A 20,050-nucleotide genomic window follows, 5' to 3' on the forward strand; every position below is an offset into this window, starting at 1 on the left:
TCAGACAATTTCCGCGTCATAACCCATGAAAAAATTCGGGTTTTGGGGTAGCAGCGGTATAAACCATGAAAAGAGCAATCCAACGAACCAGCATAGTCTTAGCTGCTCTAGCCCTTTCTGGTTGTATCCAAAACACTGTGACCCGCGCAGTAACTGGTGCAGTAGGCCAAACGCCTGCGACGACTGTAGCAACGCAGGGCATGGCACCCACAGCAACCACGCTGCGCCAGTTCCCAAGTGCAATTACAGGCGGCGATGGTTTCCAGGCAAACCCAAACAACGACGCGTCTTTTGCGACATTGATCAACACGGTTCGCGCAGATGCAAACTCTGCCCCAGTGACATACAACGCGCAGCTCGACGCCGCAGCGCAAAAGCACTCGCAAGCGATGGTCGACGATGGCTTCTTTGCTCACGAGAATCCAAACACAGGATCCAGCGTCGGAGACCGCGCAAGAGCCGAAGGTTACAATTTCACGTTTATTGCTGAGAACATTGCGCAAGGCCACGCGAACGAAAACCAAGCCATGAACGGTTGGATTAACTCACCGGGTCACCAGAGCAATAATATCGACACGCGCGCGAAAGAATTTGGACTGGGCCGTGTTGGCAACACGTGGACACTTGTCCTGGGCGCTCAGTAAGCTGAACTGAATATTAGATTTTCGAACGCGCTGAAGGTCATCCTCGGCGCGTTTTTAATGCGCTTTGGCATTGAAAGGTAACCGTGCTTTAGCAACTGATAAAAAACGGGCGGCAAGAACAGCACGTAAAATTGAGAGCGGTGCTGCTCAAGTTAATTGCAAGCGCCACGGGTGGTTTTTGAACTGCAAACAGAATTTGATGGAGCCTAGGGGGATCGAACCCCTGCACTCAGCAATTCATGCAGTGAATGAAACGTCAGGGCCAAGCAACAGCCAAGAACACTAACAGGCATTTGGGAAGTGAAACAGTTTTGGTGGAGCCTAGGGGGATCGAACCCCTGACCTCCTGCATGCCATGCAGGCGCTCTCCCAGCTGAGCTAAGGCCCCGATTTAGACGCTCGCGTCTATCTGCACGCGGGTCTAGGCAAGGATAACATCGGGATCAAGTAAATTCACACGACCCCGATGCCAAAATTTTTAGTTAGCTGTCGTCGTCATCAGATGCGACATCCGCAATTTCGTCCAGCGAAACTGTGTCATCATCATCGTCGTCATCCAGCACGTCATCACCAAGATCCAGATCGACGTCTTCGTCGTCATCGAGGATCACTTCTTCAGCGTCATCGACCTCTGCATCTTTGGCTTTCTTTGTCGCCGCGTCTTCAGCGTCAGCTGCGATCATCCGGCTCTTGCCGTTTTCCATCTCAATCGTCTCGCCTGTGTATGGGCTGACAATCGGTGTTTTGTTCAGATCGTAAAATCGCTTACCCGTGGTCGGGCACAGGCGCTTGACGCCCCATTCTTCCTTGGGCATGAAAATTCCTCACGAATTAATTGGTCTTTCGACGGTCAACGGCAACTGCCACAACCTAAGAAGAGTGTCAAAGGCTTTGCGGCGAATAACCAGACTGGAGTGCATTTGGGGCAGCATATTTTGGACGGCAACCCTCCACTTTCGCTAATTTTGCGTAAATCCACGCGTGCGAAGCGGATTTCGTTAAGAATTAGCCAACTCGATGGGCGCGTGACACTTACTTTGCCGCGCCATGTGAGTGATGCAGAGGGAATCGCTTTTGCGCGCGAAAAAGAGAGCTGGCTCAGAGGACATCTTGAGAAAAGGGGAGAAGATCAAGGCATCGCTCTTGGCACACGCCTGCCCATCGAAGGCGTGCACAGGGAACTTGTCGCAGGAACGGGTCGGCGCGTTGCTTTGCAGAGCGATACGCTTCATGTGCCGGGCAAGCCCGAGCAAATCGCAGCGCGCGTGCAAGCTTTTCTAAAACAAATGGCCCGCGACAAGCTGGCTGCCGCATCTGATCACTACGCTAACGTATTGGGCCAGCCCTATTCGCGCCTCACCCTGCGCGATACGCGTTCGCGCTGGGGATCTTGCTCTAGTGCGGGTGCGCTGATGTATTCATGGCGTTTGATCCTGTGTCCGCCTGAGGTTCTGCGCTACGTCGCTGCGCATGAAGTCGCGCATTTGGCAGAGATGAACCACTCCAGCGCGTTTTGGGACACTGTCACGCGTATTCACGGCCCATATGCCGCACCGCGCGATTGGTTGCGCCAAAATGGCAGTGGTTTGCATAGTTATAAATTCTGATCGCTTGACCTGAGTAGACTTTGTGATCACAAAGCTTCTATGTTGATAAACCCTCGCTCGTCCGAAATTCCCGCAGTCGCGCATGATCGCGTCTATCGCACGTTGCGCACACGTATCATGTACGGCGATATTGCGCCCGGCCAAGCAATGACCTTGCGCGGTATAGGTGAAGAATTCGAAGTCTCTATGACCCCCGCTCGCGAAGCGGTGCGCCGTCTGGTCGCGGAGGGTGCTTTGTCTATGTCCAGCTCTGGACGCGTCTCAACCCCTGAACTCAGCAGTGAACGGATCGAAGAACTTGCAGCCCTTCGCGCGTTGATCGAGGTAGAACTAGCCAGCCGTGCCCTACCCCGCGCGCACATGGCGCTGATCGAGCGTTTGCAGATGATCAACACCTCCATCGCAGAGCAAATCGCGCGCCAAGATGCAGTGGGCTACATCCGCACAAACCTCGAATTTCACCGTACGTTATACCTTCGCGCCCAAGCCCCTGCGATGCTCGCGATGGCCGAGCAAGTCTGGCTGCAACTCGGCCCTACCATGCGCGCGCTTTACGGGCGTCTGCGCCGCAAGGAACTGCCGCATTTTCACCGCCTGATCGTTGCGGCCCTGAAAGCGGGCGACGAGCCCGGTTTGCGCATCGCAGTGCGCTCTGATGTGACACAGGGCCTGAAAATGCTCGCGCGCTAACGCTTACTTGTTCTTCATCAAATGCGCATCAAGCGCTGCGATCCCTTCGTCGAGATTGCGACGTCCAAAACCGAGCCTGAAACGATCCGTTGGTGTAGGGCCAAGCTCTGAAGAATAGATCGTGCTTGGCAAGAACAGGACACCGCTTTCTTCGACCAAAGACGCACAGAACGCTTCGACCCCGTCACTCCCTTTGTAGCGCGGGAACCCCATGCAAGCACCATCAGGGCGCTGCCATTCGAACAAATCAGAATGACGGGCAAAGAAGGCATCCCACTTGGGCAGGTTCTCATCCACGATGGCACAATTGCGCGCGAGGATCTTTTCGCGGTTGTTCAGCGCGATCATCGTGAGCCGTTCACTTGGGCCAGAATTACAAATCGAGAGATAGTGTTTGAGCCGCTCCATCTTCGAGAGCACCTCACGGTCTTGGCAAGCAATCCAACCAACGCGCAATCCCGGCAAGCCGTAGGATTTCGACATTACGCCCAGCGACAGGCCACGCTCATATTCATCCGCGATATAGGGCAAATGTTCAGCGTCACTCGCACCGAGGCCATTGAAAATCTCGTCATGTAGAATGTAAATTCCATGTGTGCGGCAAAGTGCTATCAAAGCACGATAACGTTCTAGCGGAAGGATCGCGCCTGTCGGGTTATGGGGGAAGTTGATCGTCACCAACTTCGTGTTCGGACGGATCGCAGCAGCGATGCGGTCAATATCAAGTGACCAGTTGTCATTCGGGTCCAGCGGCACGCCTGTGACCTCGCAAATCGCCAAAGGCATGGTTTCATGGCTTTGATAATTTGGCGTCACAACGATCGCATGGCTGTCTTTTTCAAGCAGAACTGTGTTGGCTGCAAAAATCCCTTCGCTGGCACCCGCAAAGCATAGGATATCGTCAGCGGATTGACGCATGAACGTCCCTGCTATCGCCTCTCTCAAATCAGGTGCACCATAGGTTTCTGTGTAGCCGAGCCACATACTCTCAAAACCCGCACGATCCTCAGGTGAAGCCATAGCGAGCAAATCAGGCAAAGACATGCTTTCAGCATCAGAGGCGGTCATGTGATAGCGCGCCTTGAATTCCCACTTGGAGAAATGCGTTTCTAGTCGAAAGTCGGGAAGCGTTGGCATAGGCTGAAACCTCTGAGGAGTTGCACCATGATTAGTCTAAGCCGCACAGAAATCGAAGCGCTAATCGACCTGCGAAACATCGCGCCCGCAATTGAGGACGCGTATCGCGCGGCGAGCGCCGGTGAGGTGAATTTGCCGCCAGTGGGGCATATCACATTTCCTGATCTCAACGCGGATTGTCATATCAAATATGGTCATCTGAGCGGAAATGAGAGTTTTGTCATCAAGGTCGCGACAGGTTTTCCAACGAACACCGCGCAAGATCTTGAAACGGGCAATGGACTGGTTCTTGTGATGTCCGCCAAGACTGGCGCAGTTCAAGCGGTCTTGCATGATGAGATGCTACTGACAGACGTACGCACTGGGATCGGTGGTGCAATCGCGAGCCGCGCTTTGGCACGCAGCGATAGTCAATGTGTTTTGATTGTTGGTACAGGCCCACAAGCGCAACGACAGATAGAAGCACACGCCGCGTTGATGCCCAATCCGCTTCGCTTTGAGCTTTGGGGTCGCAATGCTAATCGCGCAGGTGAACTGGTTGAAACCCTCTCAAAAGAGTTTGATGTCAACAACGCAAAAGACCTAGAGAAAGCGACCAAGCGCGCGGATATCATCGTGACGGCGACAGGTGCAACAGCCCCTTTGATCCACTCAGATTGGGTGAAAGCAGGCACGCATATCACTGCCGTTGGTGCCGATGCGCCGGGCAAACAAGAGCTTGATCCGGCGCTTGTTGCACGCGCAGATCTGATTGCCGTCGATCTCGTGTTGCAATGTCTTGATCACGGTGAAATCTCGCACGCCTTTCAAGCAGGCTTGATCCGTGCAAACGACATTATCGAGCTTGGCGCATTGCTTGACTCACCTCAAAGTGGGCGCAGCACAGATGAACAAATCACCCTCGTCGATCTCACAGGGATTGCCGCGCAAGACATCGCTATAGCGAGCAGTATCCTAGACGCTCACGCCAAATAGCCACCCGATTCCAGCGGTCACAGCCATCGCAAAAACGCCCCACCCAACAACGCGCAATGTAGGACGCAAAAGCGGCGCAGCACCTGCTTTCGCGCCCAGCGCACCAAGGGCCGCAAGAGCAAGGACAGTGACGAACAAGGTAATCGGAATGATGGTTTCAGCAGGTGCGAGCCATGCAGCTATCAACGGGATAGCCGCAGCAAAGCTGAATGTCACACCAGAGGCGAACGCTGCTTGCAACGGGTTCGCAGATTGCTCATCCACGATACCCAACTCATCACGCACATGCGCGCCAAGGGCGTCGTGCGCAGTCAGCTCTTTCGCAACAACAAGCGCGGTTTCCTCACTTAGCCCTCTTTCGCGGTAAATCTCGGCAAGTTCCGCAAGCTCACCCTGCGGGAAATCCTTCAATGCTTGTTTTTCGCGTGCAATATCCGCGGTCTCAATATCGGATTGCGAGGACACGGATACATATTCACCCGCAGCCATCGACATCGCGCCTGCAGCCAATCCTGCGACACCAGCGATGATCACAGCGCTCTGACCTGCATCGGCAGCGGCGACACCCACAATAAGCGAAGACACTGAGACAATCCCGTCATTCGCGCCAAGTACAGCAGCACGAAGCCAATTGCTTCGAGTGACGTAATGCGGCTCACCGGGGTGTGCAGAGGGATCAGGCATGAAAATTCCCTTTCATCGTGTGTATCACATTACTTGGTAGATATCAGCACCGCTTCAACCCTGCGATTGGCTGTTCGGCCCAATTCGGTCAAATTACTCACGACAGGCGCGAGAAAACCAACGCCTTGTGCAGACACCTGAGTCCCCTTAACGCCGTGCGCTTCAATCAAACGCAAACGTACAGACGTGGCGCGTCGCTTGGACAGGGCGATATTACCATCGAGACTGCCTTCGGCATCGGTGTGCCCTACCAAAGCAATCTGGCGCGTCGGGTTCTGGCGTAGGTAAGCCGCAAGACTGGCAAGGGAGTCAAACGACCCCTCCCCCAAGTTGGAAGAACCTGTTTGAAAAACCAGATCGCTCAGGATGACGTGGCCGGAAACATCCAGTTCCTGCCCCAACTCCCCGCTCGATACGATCGCTCCATCGCCTTGCGTGCTTGCGATAATTTCTTGACCTTTAGCCACGTTGATATCTGCGCTTTTATCTACAGAAATCTGAATTACCTGAATATAAGCAGAGGCAACGCTGCGCGAAATCAAGATAGACACTGCCGCTGACGGCGCGTCAGCATCGCCCTGGATCGCAGCAGCAAAGCGATAGTCATCAAGGTCAACGTACATATCTGGCGCATCAATCACGTCGGTTTGAAAACGAAAATCAAAACCACCACATTTGCGATCTGCACATTCAAAGATCAGTGAGAACCCGTCGTCTTTCAGCTCGTCACGCAATGGCTGCAAAAGCTGAAGTGGCGTCACGCCACCCCCTTCCAAACGCCACGCTTGGCGAGTCACAAAACCCTCAAACACCCGAGACGGAATGTTGACCCCGTCAAACGGCGCAGTGGGCAAAGCGTAGCTATTCATCCCCAGATCCTGCCCTGCGGTTTGGCGCGCAGAAGCAGGCAAGGTCAGCTCAACGGCGAAAGCTGCCATGGGAAAAAGGGCCGAAAGGCAAAAAAGGAGCGCGCGCAGGATCATGCGTTATCTATGCTGCGCGTGATATTCATCGTTGGGGCGCATGTCTGTCGCGCTCGCCACGCGGTTGGACATATTATAGAACGCGCACACATTGGCGATGTCCCAAATGTCACGATCCGTGAAGCCCACGTCGCGCAGCGCTTGGCGGTCTTCTTCCTCGATGGTGTGACTTTCAATCGTGACGTGCTCCGCGAACAAAAGCATTGCGCGCTGGCGATCATCCAAATCAGCCACACGCCAATTCATCACCAGCATTTCGCCCAGTTTGGGATCCCCTGAGAGCTGGCGCACAGCCGCGCCATGGGCCGTGAGACAATAGAAACACTTGTTAATAGAGGACGTGACGACAGCGATCATCTCGCGCTCAAGCTTGCTGAGGTTGCTCTCGGAGAGCATCAAATCGTTGTAGAGCGCAGTGAATGCGTTGAGCTTGTCGATATCAAACGCATGCGCTTGCAAGACATTCGGGATCATCCCGAGTTTATCTTGGCAAATGTCGAAATACTTCTGCGTTGGTGCAGGAAGCGGGTCGACCATAGGCAGATCGAGGGCTGTAGGTTTGCTCATCGGCTTATCCTTTGATGCGATAATGATAGGTACCAGTCAGCGCCATGCCGAGCGAGGTGTAAAGCCCGTTTGCCGCTTCATTTTCCTGTGTGTAGATGACGGACATATGGGTCGCGCCCTGTTCTTGCGCCCAAGTGGCGGCGCGGCGCATCATCCATTTGCCAACGCCTTGGCCACGTTGATGCTCAAGGATTTCAAGCGCATGCACCATGGCGACACGCTCATGAATGCCAACATAACCGGTGCCAGCGGGTTGATCGTTCCACCGCCCCAACAGCGCAGTTTTAGGACAATCGGCGCGCTGCATGACGTGATAACGTTCAGGTCCGATGCCGCCGCTTGCCCAAATGTCGTGCATGATTTGCAACGGTTCCCAAATAGTGAACGCCGTGACCCGCGGGATCGCGACGTCCGTAAGGTGCGTGATGGGGCAGAGATAGAGGTTAACGGGGTCTTTGATGGTGTAGCCGTTGGCAGCAAGCATGGCATCTAGTTCAGTTTCACCATCACGCACCATGAACAGGTTTGGCTGGCCTAACTGCTTCATCGCCGTTTCCGCGCGGTTTAGATCGCTTTGTGTAAAAGCACCATCAGCGGTCGCCGCAGACACGCGTTGCCCACCGCCTTGCCCATCGCGGATTGTCCAAGGACCGACGCGCTGTTCAGACGCGGCAGGCCAAGTCTGCGCGCAGACGTCGTAGAGCGTTTGGACACTTGGCATCACACGCCCATCTCTGACGCAAGGCGCGCGAGGGCTGCTTCGATTTGAGCGTTGTCCTGTCCACGGATCACGATGTTAGACCCGTATTTTCCATCCTTTTGGAAAGGATAGGAGCCGAGTGACAGCTCTGGATAATCTTTAGCGAGCAAGCCCAAAGGCCCCGCAATATCCCCTTCTCCGCGATCAACACGCAAAGTCTGGCTGAGCAGTGGTGCGCCACCTGTGAGGGTCGGCATCACTGTTGCGACCATCGCCTTGAACACAGAAGGGACCCCCGCCATCACATGAACATTGCCCAGAATGAAGCCTGGTGCGACAGAGACTGGATTGTCGATCAGCGCTGCAGCTTCAGGGATACGTGCCATGCGCAATCGGGCCTCGTTCAGCTCTGATCCTTGGCGTTCATAGTGCGCCGCGAGCAAAGCACGCGCATCGTCGCGCACATCGATGGAGGCCCCAAAGGCCTTGGCGATGCAATCCGCGGTGATATCATCATGCGTTGGGCCAATACCGCCACTGGTGAACACATGATCGAACGCGTTCGAAAGGGCTTGAACAGCGCTTACAATCGCGGTGGCATCATCGCTGACCACACGCACTTCGCGCAGATCAATGCCATGCTCAGTCAGCTCCTTCGCCAAATAATTCGTGTTAGAATCAAGCGTGCGACCAGAAAGGATTTCATCGCCGATCACCAACATGGCGGCTGTAGGGTTTGACATTGGCGGCTCTCCTTGATGCGCAGTTTGCACTCGTATAGGCCTTGCTGCATGCGCTTTCAAACCCCTCTCGTGCCCGCACGCCTTATTCGTCGCTACAAACGCTTTCTCGCCGATGCGCGGCTCGAGGATGGTCGCGAAATAACCGCCCATTGCGCCAACCCCGGTTCAATGATGGGGCTGGCGGATGAGGGTATGAAGATCTGGCTGGAACCGAACGATGATCCCAAGAAAAAGCTGAAATTCGGTTGGCGCTTGGTGGATCATGAGAACGGGCACTTCACGGGGGTTGATACCTCTGTGCCCAACCGAGCGTTAAAGACTGCCTTGGAAGCCCGTGAGATTGACGGTTTGGAGGCTTACGATGTGGTCCGTCCCGAAGTGAAGTATGGCGAAAACAGTCGCATTGATTTTTTGCTGCAAGGCGCAAACATTCCCGACACCTATGTTGAAGTGAAAAGCGTAACACTCAGTCGGCAAGCGGGCCTAGCAGAGTTCCCCGACAGCGTGACGAAACGGGGCGCGAAGCATCTCGCTGAACTTGCGAACATGAAGGCAATGGGGCACCGCGCGGTGATGCTCTATCTGGTGCAGCGCACGGATTGTTCCGAGATGGCGTTGGCGGGCGATATTGACCCGACCTACGCACAAGCTTTTGCAGATGCACGAGAGGCTGGGGTTGAGGTGATATGTCTGGGGACAAAGATTTCACCTGAGGGTATTTGGGTAAACAACCCCCTCACTTTTCGCCCAGCCCACTAGAACACCGCACCGTTCCCAATTACATAGGCCTCAAGCAACGAACCCAAGGAGCCACCATGTTCGGATCAAACAAAGGCCGCATGACCAAAGAAGGTATTCGCATCTATGAGGATGCGGATTTTGCGGGCATGGCAGCGGCTGGCAAGTTAGCCGCTGAAATTTTGGATGATGTGGCAGAGCTTGTGACGGTTGGTCAAACCACGAGCGTTTTGGATAAATTCATCGAAGACCGTGTCAAAGCAGCTGGCGCGATCTCTGCGACGATTGGGTACAAGGGCTATAAACACGCGAGCTGCATTTCTGTGAATCACGTGGTCTGTCACGGCATCCCTGGTGACAAAAAGCTCAAAGATGGCGATATCATCAACATCGACGTCACAGTGATCGTTGATGGTTGGTTCGGTGACACAAGCCGCATGTATGTCGCGGGCAAACTCTCGCGCAAGACAGAGCGTCTATTGCAAGTGACGCACGACGCTTTGTTCAAAGGGATTGAGGCTGTAAAGCCAGGTAATACGTTCGGCGACATTGGCGCGGCAATTCAAACCTATGTAGAGGGCCACCGCATGTCGGTTGTGCGCGATTTCTGCGGTCACGGTTTGGGCCGTGTCTTCCACGCGCCGCCCAATGTTTTGCACTATGGCAAGCCCGGTACAGGCGCTGTGCTAGAGCCCGGCATGTTCTTTACGATTGAGCCTATGGTGAATTTGGGACGCCCTGAAACGAAGGTCTTGGCGGATGATTGGACGGCCGTGACACGCGACAAATCCCTGTCCGCACAGTTCGAGCACTCTATAGGGGTGACTGAAACGAGCTATGAGATTTTTACGCTTTCCCCTGCCGGAAAGTATCACCCAACCTACAGCGTTTGAATGAAAAATGCGCGCGTGCTCTAGAGCGAGGCGCGCTCTGACTTATGCGGGAAACAAATTGTTTCCATAAATGAACAAGGTGACACCTCAATCGTGTCGAATTTCCAGAACAGTCTCCAACTTGACTTAAAAGCTTGGAGTGTCTGGAAAACCTATGTTGAGCAGATCAGAAATCATTGAACGCATGAACCTAAAGCGGTCTAGTACCGACTTGGGCTTGATCTATGACATCTGGGAAGGCGATGAGTCTGATGCTGGAATGTTGCTTTCTTGTGAACAAATCGCTGTCCGCAAAGCTGTCGTGGCGCTTGAAAGCGTCGCAACGACGCTGACGCACAGTTTGTCAGATATCGCAAACATCTCTCACCGCACTTTACCAGAGATCACACAGAGCACGCGTTTGCGTAAAATTCCTGAGCGTTTTTGGCTCGAAATTGATTGTGATCCATCCAGTGCAACCCAATCCGAGCGCGCAGTTGTTTTTGTAGAGTTCAGCCCAAAGCGGGCAAAAGTTGGGGTACGATTGCCAGCTGATCCCAACTCAAGCGAGGCTAACGCATTGTCCGATTTCGACTTTTTGGGTAACCTAAAGGACAGTGGCAATTCGTCTTGGACAGTTGAACAAAGCAGGCCCCCTGCCGAAAGTCGCGCGTGTTCAAGTGATCTGAATGCATGGCTGTCTGGTCGCGCTGCGGCGAAACACAAAGATGATTTTTTCACGACGCTCAGTAAGGTTCACTCATGGGGTCAACTGCGCCTTGAGGACCTGTCGGAAAACGTGAAATCAGCGGCGCTGTTGTGTGAAAAAATCAACGCCCAACCACCACATCTTTACCAAGCAACTCCGCAGGTGGAGCGCTCCAGCCTCTTCCTTTAACGCAATTTTTGTCTCAAAACTCGTCTCAAAAGCAGTACTTTAGGACAGATAGGCCACACAGCACGCTTAATACCCTCAATCATGACGTGTAAACTTGCCCCGTGATTCCCGCCTCGTTAACCTTCCCTCATAAACCTGCCGGAGATGCAGGTAGAGGCAGGTAAACCTAGTGGCACTGATAGTCGTTACCGTAACCGGGACTACTGTCGTCGTTGGTGACAATGACGTCGTTCGAATCGACATCCCCGGGGGTGGCGAAGTGACTATTGTTGCCGAACCAGGCGGCAATGTTGACAAGGTAAACATTAAGTTCGTCGACGATTCACAGGCCGATACGCTCAACATAGACCTCTCCACGTTCAGCGAACCAGACCTGCAAATCACCATCAAGAACTACGATTCGAGTGACAAAATCAACTTGGACGGCGCGTTTAATCAATACGTCGACCCAGACGATGTCGATGAGTTTCAGTTTGAATACTACGGCGTCGGTGGGACCGCCTATACTGGGTATGTCGAAGCCAAAGATGGTGGCGAAAAGGACTTCACGGCCAATCCTGCACCGATCATCATTTGCTTTGCCAAGGGTACAGATATTGAAACCGCGAATGGCATCAAAAACATTGAGACCCTCAAAGTAGACGATCTGGTTTGGACATCCGATGCTGGACTGGTCCCTATCTTGTGGCTTGGTCAGTCCGAGATCAACGGCTTAGAATTGCGACGCTGGGAGCACCTAAGACCTGTGCGCGTCAAGGCGCACGCGTTTGGACAAGATTCCCCGAGCAAGGATGTTGTCCTCTCACCCAATCACCGCGTTTTGATCTCAGGGCCAAACAGCGAACTGCTTTTCGGAGAAAGCGAAGTGCTCGTCCCGGTAAAAGCGCTCGTAGACGGTGTTACGATCCAAAATGAACTACCGATCTCTGGCGTGACCTATTTCCATTTGCTGCTTGAGGGTCATCATCTTGTCGATACATCGGGGCTTTTGTCGGAAAGCCTTTTCGTAGGAGACCAGTCCATGCTGGCCGTGACCGAGCAAGCCCAAGACGATCTTGTCGCGACGCTTTCAGAGGATGATTGGCGAAAGCAGGCAGAAGTGACCGCGATCAGGCCGCTTGTGAAAGCGCGCCTTGCACGGTGTTTGGCCGCTTGATCCACACAGGCTGCTGGATCGTTGATGCGCTTTTCCTGCGGCTCTCCTTCGCACCGTCTTTTGGTTTAAGCCTTTGGAACCGAGACGATCACCCACTGCTTTTTGACGTGCTCCTTCACGGTCCAAACCGGCTGAAGGCCGTTGTCCATGACGAACCCATCGCCTGCTTTGACAATGACGTCTTTGCCGTCGTTTGTGCGAATGCTCGCTTCGCCCTCAAGGATGTAGCAATACTCGATCTGATCATTTTGCGGGCCGTGAAACACACCTGCAGTGCTTTCCCAAACGCCAGCGCGGAAACTGTCGTCAGCGCCTTTGAAATGCACCCAGACTGTATGCTCAGGCGTACCTGAAATTGTCGCGCCGGAGGTGTCTTGGCTAATCGCTTCGGGGGACTGATCGGCAAATTTGATAAGGGTGGTCATGGATGTGATCTCACTTTTGAAGGTTGGTGCGTTTAAGCGCCATTCACCAAATAGTCGAACTTGTCTTTGACCGTCATTGATGGTGCCAAAACCGGGACAAGGCTGCGTGTTATGCCAGCAAACGGCGTTGGCGAAATGGGTAAGATCGGAAAGGGCAAATCATCTGCTGAACCCCCAAGCAGCTTAGAGCTCAGAGCGCGTCCCATCACAGAGGTCATCGCAATGCCGCGACCGCTAAACCCAAGACCCGCGAGAACGCCGGGCGCAGGTTCGTGCATATGTGGCATCATTTCAGGCGTCACGGCGACACGGCCTGCCCATCTGCGCTCAATCGCAATATCGGCAATTTGCGGAAACACTGTGCGCAGGCCACCGCGCAGGCGCTGGTAGCTGAGCGGATCCACGTGATCGGTGCTGCCAACGCAGCCAAAGACCAAACGCTTGTCGCGGTCATAACGCGAATAATAGATGGCAAGTCGCGAGTCAGAGATAGTGACATTGCCTGAAAGGACAGTCCTTTGCTCAACCTCAGTCAAAGGACGGGTCGCGAAAGAAACACTAACCAAAGGCGTAAACGTCTTGTTGAGGTTTGGCCAAAGGTCGGTGGTGTATGCGTTGGTTGTCAGGACCACATTCTCAGCGGTAATTTCACCGCTCGGAGTGCTCGCGCGCCATTTGCCATCAATGCGTTTCAGCTCGGTCACGGGCGCTTCTTTGAACATCTGCGCACCACGCGCGATTGCTGCGCGTGCGTAGCCTCGGGTCAGCGACAAGGGATGCACGTGACCGCCAGCCGCATGTTTCAACGCCCAACGATACGCCGGTGAGCCACTTGCTTTTTCGACCTCTTCCCCTTCGAGAAGGGTGATATCTGCGCCGGCTTCAGACCATGATGTGCCCAACACGCCCATGTCGCGAATGGCCTTGCGGGTGTGCGCAGCTTGCACCCAACCCGCCTGAACAGCATCGCAATCCACGTCATAGGTGTTGATGTCAGCGAAAAGATCGTTTGCAGCGCTGAGCGTGGTCCGAATGAGGTTATCGCCGTGTTTCGTACCGATCAGCTTGCGCAGAGCATCAGGTGTCTTGCGCCAGATCGGATTGCATTGCCCGCCGCTGCGCCCGGACGCGCCCCAGCCGATATCTTTGGCATCCACAACCGCGACGCTCACACCCTTTTCCGCAAGTCCAAGCGCGGTGCGACAGCCGGTAAGCCCGCCGCCGACAACCAGCACGTCAACGTTCAGAGAAGATTGTAGCCTTTCAACATTTGGCGCGGCACCAGCAGTGGTGATCCAGTGGATTTCATCTTTTACGGCCATCCTTTGCTCAAAGCCTTCTCTGTTCAAGAAAAAAGTTTCGCATTGCGAAACTAGAGTGTTATAAAAGAAAAGTGCGGGGCAGGCGAAGGTCCGTCAACAAGAGTTTGAGGCTGATCAGATCCCATAAAAATAGAAGTGACGTTAGGATGAGTTTCACAATGCAACATTCTGGTTTCGCAAAAACAGGATAACTGCTTTTCTTAAACACCTCAGTTTTCTCGAAATTTTGACGCCGCAAAGACCAAAAGCGAGTGTTTCCCAAATGCAAAGTTCCATCGTCCATAAGTTACTCGCCCTGCTGAACGTGGTGAGCGAAGCGCAAAAACCGATGACCTTTTCAGAAATCGTCGACAAAACGGGGCTCAACAAAAGTACGATCCATCGCTTGCTTTCTATCGGGGTTGAAGAACGCATGCTGCGGTCTGACAGCCATAAGAAAGTCTACATGCTCGGCCCGCGCGTGTTTGATTTGGTTCGCAATGCGCATGATCGCTACGACATCCAAACAATTGCGTTGGCTGAGATGCTGCGCCTGCATGAGTTGTTGGACGTCAATGTCACAATCGGCGTTCCGAGCGGCACCGAGGTGGTTTACCTGCGTGTGATAGAGGCGCGCCAATCGCTTGGCGCGGTGCAAAGACCGGGGATGCGCGAGCCTATTCATTGCTCGGCTTCGGGCAAAGCGTTGTTGGCCTACACTCAAGACGCCGCTGTGCACTTGCTTTTGAAAGGTTACGATTTCAAGCGGTACACAGATCGAACTGTGACCACTGCTGAGGGTTTCGAAATGAGCTCGCGTTTGTTCGTGAGCATGGCTTTGGCAAAAATAACCGCGAAGAGTATGAGCATTTCCTCGGGATATCAGCGCCAATCTTCAACTATCTGAGCGAACCGACTGCGGTCTTGAATATATGGTCGGTTTATCCGCGCCACACGATCGATGATCTAATAGGCTGGAGCAGCGAATTAAAAGCATCTGCACAAGAAGTGAGCGAAATGATTGGTGGAATAATGCCAGTCAGAACAGACGTTAAGGCCAGATGAAAATCTCTGTTGCTACGACTCTCTGAGTAGAGCCAACTTCACACACGAAGCTTGGGCATAGCCACCTCAACATTGATAGCGTCCTTCATAAAAAAGCGAAGAACCCTTTTGTTGCGCTGGAAAGCCCTTTGTGCTTTGGAATAAATTGACGGGGCGACGCAATCATTCGTAGGCTCGTAGAACGAAATACGAGTTTCGTAATGCAGAACTTTTTGCGATCCTCGAAATAAGAAGACTATCTTTAGGGAGAAGAAAATGAAAAAGACAATTCTAGGAGCGGTCCTTGGCGCGACAGCAATGCTGTCCGGCACGACAGCCATGGCAGACGGCCACGGCGAAATCACTGTTGCGTATTTCCTTGAGTGGCCAATGCCATTCCAATACGCAAAAGAGATGGGCACATACGAAGAAGCCCTCGGTAAGAAAATCAACTGGGTTAGCTTCGATTCAGGGGTTGCGATGTCCGCGGCAATGGCCTCCGGCGATGTTCAGATCTCTGTAAGCCAAGGTGTTCCACCTTTTGTTGTTGCGACATCCGGCGGTCAGGATCTACAGATTGTTGACGTTGCTGTTTCCTACTCTGACAACGACAACTGTGTTGTTGCCTCCGGTCTTGAGATCGACAAAACTTCCGCTGGCGAATTGGCTGGCAAGAAAGTTGCGGTTCCACTCGGCACAGCGGCGCACTACGGCTTCCTCAAGCAGATGTCTCACTTTGGTGTAGACGTTGCTGGTATGTCTGTTGTTGATATGGCACCTGCGGAAGGTGCGGCTGCACTGAGCCAGGGCGCTGTTGACATGTCATGTGGTTGGGGCGGTGCGCTTCGTCGCATGAAAGAGTCCGGCAACATTTTGTTGACAGGTGCTGAGAAAGAAGAGCTTGGCATTCTGGTGTTCGACGTAACATCCGCATCCGCATCCTATGTGTCCGAGAACGGCGACGAGCTTGCGAAGTTCCTCAAAGTGACTGCAGACGCGAACGCGATGTGGAACGGCGGCGGCGAGATGGCTGCGAAGATGCTTCCAGTGATCGCAAAAGACGCTGGTATGGATGAAGAAGCGACAGCAGAAACACTTGCCGGCTTCGTCTTCCCATCTGTTGACGAGCAGCTGAGCGAGAAATGGCTCGGTGGCGGCAGCCAGACCTTCATGGGTGGTGTTGCACAGGTCTTCCTCGACAGTGGATCTATCGACAGCGCTTTGGACAGCTATGAAGGCACTGTAAACACAGGTCCTTTAATGGCCGCAAAAGGTATGTAATCTCCGAAAAGGGACTACAGTGGCCCAATACGTTTTGCGTGTTGGGCCATTACTACAATCGAGGCAGGGCTAACTCTGCCCCTTAGGCCAATAGCCAAGGCCGGAAAGCAGGGACATGTCAGGACTTTCAATCGATAAACTCTCTATGCGTTTTGATCTGCCCAATGGTGGATCTGTACAAGCGCTGAAAGACGTCACCCTAGACCTGAAAGCTGGAGAGCTCCTAAGCGTGCTCGGCCCATCAGGGTGTGGAAAGACAACATTGCTCAACATCGTTGCGGGCTTTCTTGCTCCGACTGAGGGCAAGATGACACTTAACGGGCATACCATTCAAGGACCTGACGCGGAACGCGGCATGGTGTTTCAGCAAGGCGCGCTGTTCGAATGGATGTCAGTGCGTGAGAACGTCGGCTTTGGCCCTTCGATGAAGGCCATGCCGAACGCCGAGAAGCGCGAGATCGTTGATCACTTGCTCGATGTTGTCGGGCTTCAGGATTTCAAGGAGAAAGCGGTCTATGAGCTGTCCGGCGGAATGCAGCAACGTGTGGCTTTGGCCCGTTGTCTTGCCAATGATCCTGACGTCATCCTGATGGACGAACCTTTGGGCGCGCTCGACGCTTTGACGCGTGAAAAGATGCAGAGCCTCGTGCTCAAGCTTTGGAAAGAAACCGGCAAGACAATCATTCTGATCACCCACTCGGTCGAGGAAGCTTTGCTTCTGGGCGAGCGCTTGATCGTGATGGCACCGCGTCCAGGGCGCATTCACAAAGAATATCGCCTCCCGTTCGCAGAGCTTGGTGTCGACGCCGACCTGCGAGAAGTCAAAAAACACCCTGACTTTTCAGTGAAACGCGAGGAAATCCTCGGCATGATCTGGGATATGGAAGAAGAAATTATGGGCCGTACGGAGGAAAACGCATGACCGGTATCATTCTACTGGCAATATATGTCGGCATTTTCGCCGTTGCGGCGTTCTTCTTTACCCGCATTGGTACGACGAAAGACGGATACACCGCGCTAAAGACGGTCACCTTCGGCGATGAAAGCGCGGTGCGTCCGAACCGTGCGGCGGGCATTATCTCGATCCTGACGTTGTTCTTGCTTTGGGGAATGTTCACGGGCTCCGCTTGGATCCCGGGTTTCTTGCACGCCCCTGCGCCTTACAAAGGGGAAACCTCCTTTGAATATACCGTCGAAGCCAATGGCGAGACGGATACAGCGACCGTTGCAATCCTTGTGCATGAGCGGGAAGAAAACCCGGACAAGCCCGAGATTGAGCCAGGTGAGGGCATTGCAAAGAACGACAGCATCAAAGTGGCGCAGTATCGCAGCCAGCTGGTGTCCTTTGATAAAAACGATGACGTGAAAAAGGCCGATGGTGCCAAGATTATCGCGATCAACGGCACATCGGTTGTGCCGGGCGACACTGTTGAAATCGAAGGTGGCTCTGTTACAATTTCCGACAAAGGCACGCCGAATTTTTCCCCTGACAATGGCTTCCAGATGGAGCCGCTCTATTTGCCCTCCCCTGAAACGGTTGTCGAGCGCATGGGCAAAGTTCTCTCCGAAGGGTTTCGCGGCACATCGCTACTTGGTCACCTTGGGTATTCCCTGTTCCGTGTGATTGCCGGTTTCATCTGTGGCGCGATCATTGGAATTCCTTTGGGTTATGCGATGGGCCTGTCAAACTGGTTCCGCGGTTGGTTTGACCCAATCGTCGAATTCATGCGCCCAGTACCGCCTTTGGCGTTGATTCCGCTGATCATCATCTGGTTTGGCATTGGTGAAACAGGCAAGATCATCCTGCTCTTCCTTGCCGCTCTATGGATCATGGCTATCGCTGCGCGCTCTGGTGTTTCTGGCGTAAACATCGCCAAGGTGCATGCGGCTTACTCCTTGGGTGCCAGCAAGTGGCAGATCATGCGCTATGTCATCATCCCCAACTCGCTGCCTGAAATTTTCACAGGTGCACGGGTTGCGATGGGGGTTTGCTGGGGTACGGTTGTTGCGGCAGAACTTGTCGCCGCCGAGCAAGGTGCAGGTATGATGATCATGGTCGCCGCGAAGTTTCAGAACACAGACATCGTGATCTTGGGCATTATCCTGATTGGTATCATCGGCTTTGGCATCGACATGATGATGCGCTACGCAGAGCGTCTGTTGGTCCCTTGGAAGGGCAAAGCGTAAGCTCGCTCGAACACATCCCATATTAAGACTTGATTAAGGCCTCTGATGGGGCCTTTTTTTATTTTGCTTTTGGGCGTCTGCTTAAGCCGCCAGCCCTTTAGAGCCCATCGCCAAGAACTTCTCACGGCGCGCCTTGATCAAAGCGGCAGCGTCCATTCCTTGCAAATCATCAAGCATCGCCGCGATGGTGTTGCTAACGGAATCCATCGTTGCCGCGCGATCACGGTGCGCGCCGCCAAGCGGTTCATCAACGATACGGTCTACGACACCGAGTTTTTGCAAGTCTTGCGCCGTCAAACGCAGAGCTTCCGCCGCTTCGCGCATTTTGTCGCTGTCTTTCCAAAGGATCGACGCGCAGCCCTCAGGGGAGATCACGGAGTAAACGGAATGCTCGAGCATCGCGAGCTTGTTACCTGTTGCAAAGGCCACAGCGCCGCCTGAGCCGCCCTCACCTATGATCACGCTGACCAACGGCACGCCGATCTGCAAACACATCTCCGTTGAACGCGCGATGGCTTCGGATTGCCCACGCTCTTCGGCACCTTTGCCCGGATATGCGCCCGGGGTGTCCACGAGGGTTACAACAGGAAGGTTAAACTTGCTCGCCATTTCCATGAGACGGATCGCTTTGCGATACCCCTCTGGACGCGCCATGCCGAAGTTACGTTCGATCCGGGTGGCAGTGTCGTTGCCTTTGTCCTGACCGATCACCACAACAGGGCGATCTTTGAAACGGGCGAGCCCACCCATGACAGCGTGATCATCAGCAAAGCCACGATCGCCCGCGAGGGGCGTATAATCAGTGAAAATATTTGAGAGATAATCGGAGCAGTGAGGACGCTCTGGATGACGCGCGACTTGGCATTTGCGCCAAGGGGTCAGGCTGCCGTAAAGCTCAACCAACAAATCAGCGGCTTTCTGATCAAGCGCTGCGGCTTCGTCTTCTACATGCGCTTCTTCATTCGCGCGCGCGATTGCACGCAGTTCTTCTGCTTTGCCTTCCAGCTCTGCCAGAGGTTTTTCGAAATCAAGATAATTCATCGCGCATGCTCACTTGCTAACCAGTTCCGCTTATATGGCGCGGCGCGCGCGCGGATGCAATGCTGGCGCTATGTGAAGACAACAGGATAAAGCGATGCCACCAAAAGCGCAGCCATCAGCCAATTGAAGGCACGCAAGCGGGCAGCACTTGTGAGAAAACGCGCCATTTGTTCACCCAGAACGGTCCAGAGCGACACGCTGGGCAGGTTCACGATACCAAACACGAGCGCAACCCATATGACAGACCCGAGGGTTTGATTGGGCGCGTAGGCAGTGATCGCAGTCAACGCCATGGTCCACGCTTTGGGGTTCACCCATTGAATGAAGTGGTCCGGCAAAACTGGACAGCGTGCTAAGATGTATCCAACCTTGAAGAC

At 53.8% G+C, this 20,050-nt stretch carries 21 protein-coding genes, 1 tRNA gene and 2 pseudogenes; 12 read left to right on the top strand and 12 right to left on the bottom strand.

What is annotated here, in order from left to right; all coding sequences use genetic code 11:
• The first annotated feature begins 200 nt into the window (after positions 1 to 200).
• Positions 201 to 644, top strand: coding sequence for a CAP domain-containing protein (locus tag PFRI_RS20975; protein ID WP_170124879.1), 444 nt, complete (start codon positions 201 to 203; stop codon positions 642 to 644).
• A 312-nt stretch (positions 645 to 956) separates the two neighbouring features.
• Here the strand turns inward: PFRI_RS20975 and PFRI_RS16945 are convergent.
• Both PFRI_RS16945 and PFRI_RS16950 read right to left on the bottom strand, forming a co-directional pair.
• Positions 957 to 1,032: transfer RNA gene (locus PFRI_RS16945), tRNA-Ala, on the bottom strand.
• 94 nt (positions 1,033 to 1,126) lie between these two features.
• On the bottom strand, positions 1,127 to 1,459 hold the full coding sequence (locus PFRI_RS16950; protein WP_072631890.1) for a TIGR02300 family protein: 333 nt from the start codon (positions 1,457 to 1,459) through the stop codon (positions 1,127 to 1,129).
• A gap of 105 nt (positions 1,460 to 1,564) precedes the next feature.
• Between PFRI_RS16950 and PFRI_RS16955 the strand changes: the two genes are divergently transcribed.
• Together PFRI_RS16955 and PFRI_RS16960 are read left to right on the top strand one after the other, a co-directional pair.
• Positions 1,565 to 2,251: a M48 family metallopeptidase gene (locus PFRI_RS16955; protein WP_072631911.1), complete on the top strand. Its 687-nt coding sequence runs from the start codon at positions 1,565 to 1,567 to the stop codon at positions 2,249 to 2,251.
• Positions 2,252 to 2,290: 39 nt separating this feature from the next.
• The gene (locus PFRI_RS16960; RefSeq protein ID WP_072631891.1) at positions 2,291 to 2,941 is read left to right on the top strand and encodes a GntR family transcriptional regulator; all 651 of its coding nucleotides are present in this window, start codon (positions 2,291 to 2,293) and stop codon (positions 2,939 to 2,941) included.
• A 3-nt stretch (positions 2,942 to 2,944) separates the two neighbouring features.
• Here the strand turns inward: PFRI_RS16960 and PFRI_RS16965 are convergent, their stop codons facing one another.
• Positions 2,945 to 4,078, bottom strand: a complete 1,134-nt coding sequence (locus PFRI_RS16965) for an aminotransferase class I/II-fold pyridoxal phosphate-dependent enzyme (protein WP_072631892.1) — start codon at positions 4,076 to 4,078, stop codon at positions 2,945 to 2,947.
• 27 nt (positions 4,079 to 4,105) lie between these two features.
• Here PFRI_RS16965 and PFRI_RS16970 point away from each other — a divergent pair, with 27 nt between their 5' ends.
• Positions 4,106 to 5,053, top strand: a complete 948-nt coding sequence (locus PFRI_RS16970; protein ID WP_072631893.1) for an ornithine cyclodeaminase family protein — start codon at positions 4,106 to 4,108, stop codon at positions 5,051 to 5,053.
• Here the strand turns inward: PFRI_RS16970 and PFRI_RS16975 are convergent.
• Genes PFRI_RS16975 through PFRI_RS16995 form a run of 5 tightly spaced genes read right to left on the bottom strand, consistent with a single transcriptional unit; the run spans position 5,033 to position 8,730 of the window.
• A complete protein-coding gene (locus PFRI_RS16975; protein WP_072631894.1) occupies positions 5,033 to 5,737 on the bottom strand; it encodes a VIT1/CCC1 transporter family protein in 705 nt (234 codons plus the stop codon). The two genes, PFRI_RS16970 and PFRI_RS16975, sit on opposite strands and share 21 nt — an antisense overlap.
• 29 nt (positions 5,738 to 5,766) lie before the next feature.
• Positions 5,767 to 6,675, bottom strand: coding sequence for an OmpA family protein (locus PFRI_RS16980; protein WP_245812434.1), 909 nt, complete (start codon positions 6,673 to 6,675; stop codon positions 5,767 to 5,769).
• 48 nt (positions 6,676 to 6,723) lie between these two features.
• The gene (locus PFRI_RS16985; protein ID WP_072631896.1) at positions 6,724 to 7,287 is read right to left on the bottom strand and encodes a peroxidase-related enzyme; all 564 of its coding nucleotides are present in this window, start codon (positions 7,285 to 7,287) and stop codon (positions 6,724 to 6,726) included.
• Positions 7,288 to 7,291: 4 nt separating this feature from the next.
• Entirely contained in the window at positions 7,292 to 8,008 is a 717-nt protein-coding gene (locus PFRI_RS16990) for a GNAT family N-acetyltransferase (RefSeq protein WP_072631897.1), read from the bottom strand.
• On the bottom strand, positions 8,008 to 8,730 hold the full coding sequence (locus PFRI_RS16995; RefSeq protein WP_072631898.1) for a competence/damage-inducible protein A: 723 nt from the start codon (positions 8,728 to 8,730) through the stop codon (positions 8,008 to 8,010). The genes PFRI_RS16990 and PFRI_RS16995 overlap by 1 nt, the downstream gene beginning before the upstream one ends.
• A gap of 48 nt (positions 8,731 to 8,778) precedes the next feature.
• On the opposite strand from PFRI_RS16995, the gene sfsA reads away from it, so the two are divergent.
• The 4 genes from sfsA (at position 8,779) to PFRI_RS17015 (ending at position 12,394) form a co-directional block, all read left to right on the top strand.
• Positions 8,779 to 9,489, top strand: coding sequence for a DNA/RNA nuclease SfsA (gene sfsA, locus PFRI_RS17000; RefSeq protein ID WP_072631899.1), 711 nt, complete (start codon positions 8,779 to 8,781; stop codon positions 9,487 to 9,489).
• 56 nt (positions 9,490 to 9,545) lie between these two features.
• On the top strand, positions 9,546 to 10,361 hold the full coding sequence (map, locus tag PFRI_RS17005) for a type I methionyl aminopeptidase (protein ID WP_072631900.1): 816 nt from the start codon (positions 9,546 to 9,548) through the stop codon (positions 10,359 to 10,361).
• A 154-nt stretch (positions 10,362 to 10,515) separates the two neighbouring features.
• On the top strand, positions 10,516 to 11,238 hold the full coding sequence (locus PFRI_RS17010) for a hypothetical protein (RefSeq protein ID WP_072631901.1): 723 nt from the start codon (positions 10,516 to 10,518) through the stop codon (positions 11,236 to 11,238).
• 169 nt (positions 11,239 to 11,407) lie between these two features.
• Entirely contained in the window at positions 11,408 to 12,394 is a 987-nt protein-coding gene (locus PFRI_RS17015; RefSeq protein ID WP_072631902.1) for a Hint domain-containing protein, read from the top strand.
• Between the two features lie 65 nt (positions 12,395 to 12,459).
• On the opposite strand, the gene PFRI_RS17020 is transcribed toward PFRI_RS17015, so the two are convergent.
• Both PFRI_RS17020 and PFRI_RS17025 read right to left on the bottom strand, forming a co-directional pair.
• A complete protein-coding gene (locus PFRI_RS17020; protein ID WP_072631903.1) occupies positions 12,460 to 12,819 on the bottom strand; it encodes a cupin domain-containing protein in 360 nt (119 codons plus the stop codon).
• A 32-nt stretch (positions 12,820 to 12,851) separates the two neighbouring features.
• Entirely contained in the window at positions 12,852 to 14,141 is a 1,290-nt protein-coding gene (locus tag PFRI_RS17025; protein WP_072631904.1) for an NAD(P)/FAD-dependent oxidoreductase, read from the bottom strand.
• A 262-nt stretch (positions 14,142 to 14,403) separates the two neighbouring features.
• On the opposite strand from PFRI_RS17025, the pseudogene PFRI_RS17035 reads away from it, so the two are divergent.
• The 4 genes and pseudogenes from PFRI_RS17035 (at position 14,404) to PFRI_RS17055 (ending at position 18,632) form a co-directional block, all read left to right on the top strand.
• Positions 14,404 to 15,185: pseudogene (locus PFRI_RS17035) on the top strand (IclR family transcriptional regulator).
• A 255-nt stretch (positions 15,186 to 15,440) separates the two neighbouring features.
• Entirely contained in the window at positions 15,441 to 16,445 is a 1,005-nt protein-coding gene (locus PFRI_RS17045; RefSeq protein WP_072631907.1) for a taurine ABC transporter substrate-binding protein, read from the top strand.
• Between the two features lie 115 nt (positions 16,446 to 16,560).
• A complete protein-coding gene (locus tag PFRI_RS17050) occupies positions 16,561 to 17,367 on the top strand; it encodes a taurine ABC transporter ATP-binding protein (RefSeq protein ID WP_072631908.1) in 807 nt (268 codons plus the stop codon).
• Positions 17,368 to 17,372: 5 nt separating this feature from the next.
• Complete coding sequence (locus PFRI_RS17055) at positions 17,373 to 18,632, top strand: ABC transporter permease (RefSeq protein ID WP_072631912.1); 1,260 nt, start codon at positions 17,373 to 17,375, stop codon at positions 18,630 to 18,632.
• 81 nt (positions 18,633 to 18,713) lie between these two features.
• Here the strand turns inward: PFRI_RS17055 and PFRI_RS17060 are convergent, their stop codons facing one another.
• Positions 18,714 to 19,673: an acetyl-CoA carboxylase carboxyltransferase subunit alpha gene (locus tag PFRI_RS17060; RefSeq protein ID WP_072631909.1), complete on the bottom strand. Its 960-nt coding sequence runs from the start codon at positions 19,671 to 19,673 to the stop codon at positions 18,714 to 18,716.
• 68 nt (positions 19,674 to 19,741) lie between these two features.
• Positions 19,742 to 20,050: pseudogene (locus PFRI_RS17065) on the bottom strand (hypothetical protein); the annotation flags it as partial.

This window comes from Planktotalea frisia (genome assembly GCF_001890925.1).
GTDB lineage: Bacteria > Pseudomonadota > Alphaproteobacteria > Rhodobacterales > Rhodobacteraceae > Planktotalea > Planktotalea frisia.

What these genes read in the sequence shown, in the direction of transcription:
- PFRI_RS20975 (WP_170124879.1), top strand. Translation starts at nt 201, where the DNA reads ATGGCACCCACAGCAACCACGCTGCGCCAGTTCCCAAGTGCAATTACA.
- PFRI_RS16950 (WP_072631890.1), bottom strand. Translation starts at nt 1,459, where the DNA reads ATGCCCAAGGAAGAATGGGGCGTCAAGCGCCTGTGCCCGACCACGGGT.
- PFRI_RS16960 (WP_072631891.1), top strand. Translation starts at nt 2,291, where the DNA reads ATGTTGATAAACCCTCGCTCGTCCGAAATTCCCGCAGTCGCGCATGAT.
- PFRI_RS16965 (WP_072631892.1), bottom strand. Translation starts at nt 4,078, where the DNA reads ATGCCAACGCTTCCCGACTTTCGACTAGAAACGCATTTCTCCAAGTGG.
- PFRI_RS16970 (WP_072631893.1), top strand. Translation starts at nt 4,106, where the DNA reads ATGATTAGTCTAAGCCGCACAGAAATCGAAGCGCTAATCGACCTGCGA.
- PFRI_RS16975 (WP_072631894.1), bottom strand. Translation starts at nt 5,737, where the DNA reads ATGCCTGATCCCTCTGCACACCCCGGTGAGCCGCATTACGTCACTCGA.
- PFRI_RS16980 (WP_245812434.1), bottom strand. Translation starts at nt 6,675, where the DNA reads ATGGCAGCTTTCGCCGTTGAGCTGACCTTGCCTGCTTCTGCGCGCCAA.
- PFRI_RS16985 (WP_072631896.1), bottom strand. Translation starts at nt 7,287, where the DNA reads ATGAGCAAACCTACAGCCCTCGATCTGCCTATGGTCGACCCGCTTCCT.
- PFRI_RS16990 (WP_072631897.1), bottom strand. Translation starts at nt 8,008, where the DNA reads ATGCCAAGTGTCCAAACGCTCTACGACGTCTGCGCGCAGACTTGGCCT.
- PFRI_RS16995 (WP_072631898.1), bottom strand. Translation starts at nt 8,730, where the DNA reads ATGTCAAACCCTACAGCCGCCATGTTGGTGATCGGCGATGAAATCCTT.
- sfsA (WP_072631899.1), top strand. Translation starts at nt 8,779, where the DNA reads ATGCGCTTTCAAACCCCTCTCGTGCCCGCACGCCTTATTCGTCGCTAC.
- map (WP_072631900.1), top strand. Translation starts at nt 9,546, where the DNA reads ATGTTCGGATCAAACAAAGGCCGCATGACCAAAGAAGGTATTCGCATC.
- PFRI_RS17010 (WP_072631901.1), top strand. Translation starts at nt 10,516, where the DNA reads ATGTTGAGCAGATCAGAAATCATTGAACGCATGAACCTAAAGCGGTCT.
- PFRI_RS17020 (WP_072631903.1), bottom strand. Translation starts at nt 12,819, where the DNA reads ATGACCACCCTTATCAAATTTGCCGATCAGTCCCCCGAAGCGATTAGC.
- PFRI_RS17025 (WP_072631904.1), bottom strand. Translation starts at nt 14,141, where the DNA reads ATGGCCGTAAAAGATGAAATCCACTGGATCACCACTGCTGGTGCCGCG.
- PFRI_RS17045 (WP_072631907.1), top strand. Translation starts at nt 15,441, where the DNA reads ATGAAAAAGACAATTCTAGGAGCGGTCCTTGGCGCGACAGCAATGCTG.
- PFRI_RS17050 (WP_072631908.1), top strand. Translation starts at nt 16,561, where the DNA reads ATGTCAGGACTTTCAATCGATAAACTCTCTATGCGTTTTGATCTGCCC.
- PFRI_RS17060 (WP_072631909.1), bottom strand. Translation starts at nt 19,673, where the DNA reads ATGAATTATCTTGATTTCGAAAAACCTCTGGCAGAGCTGGAAGGCAAA.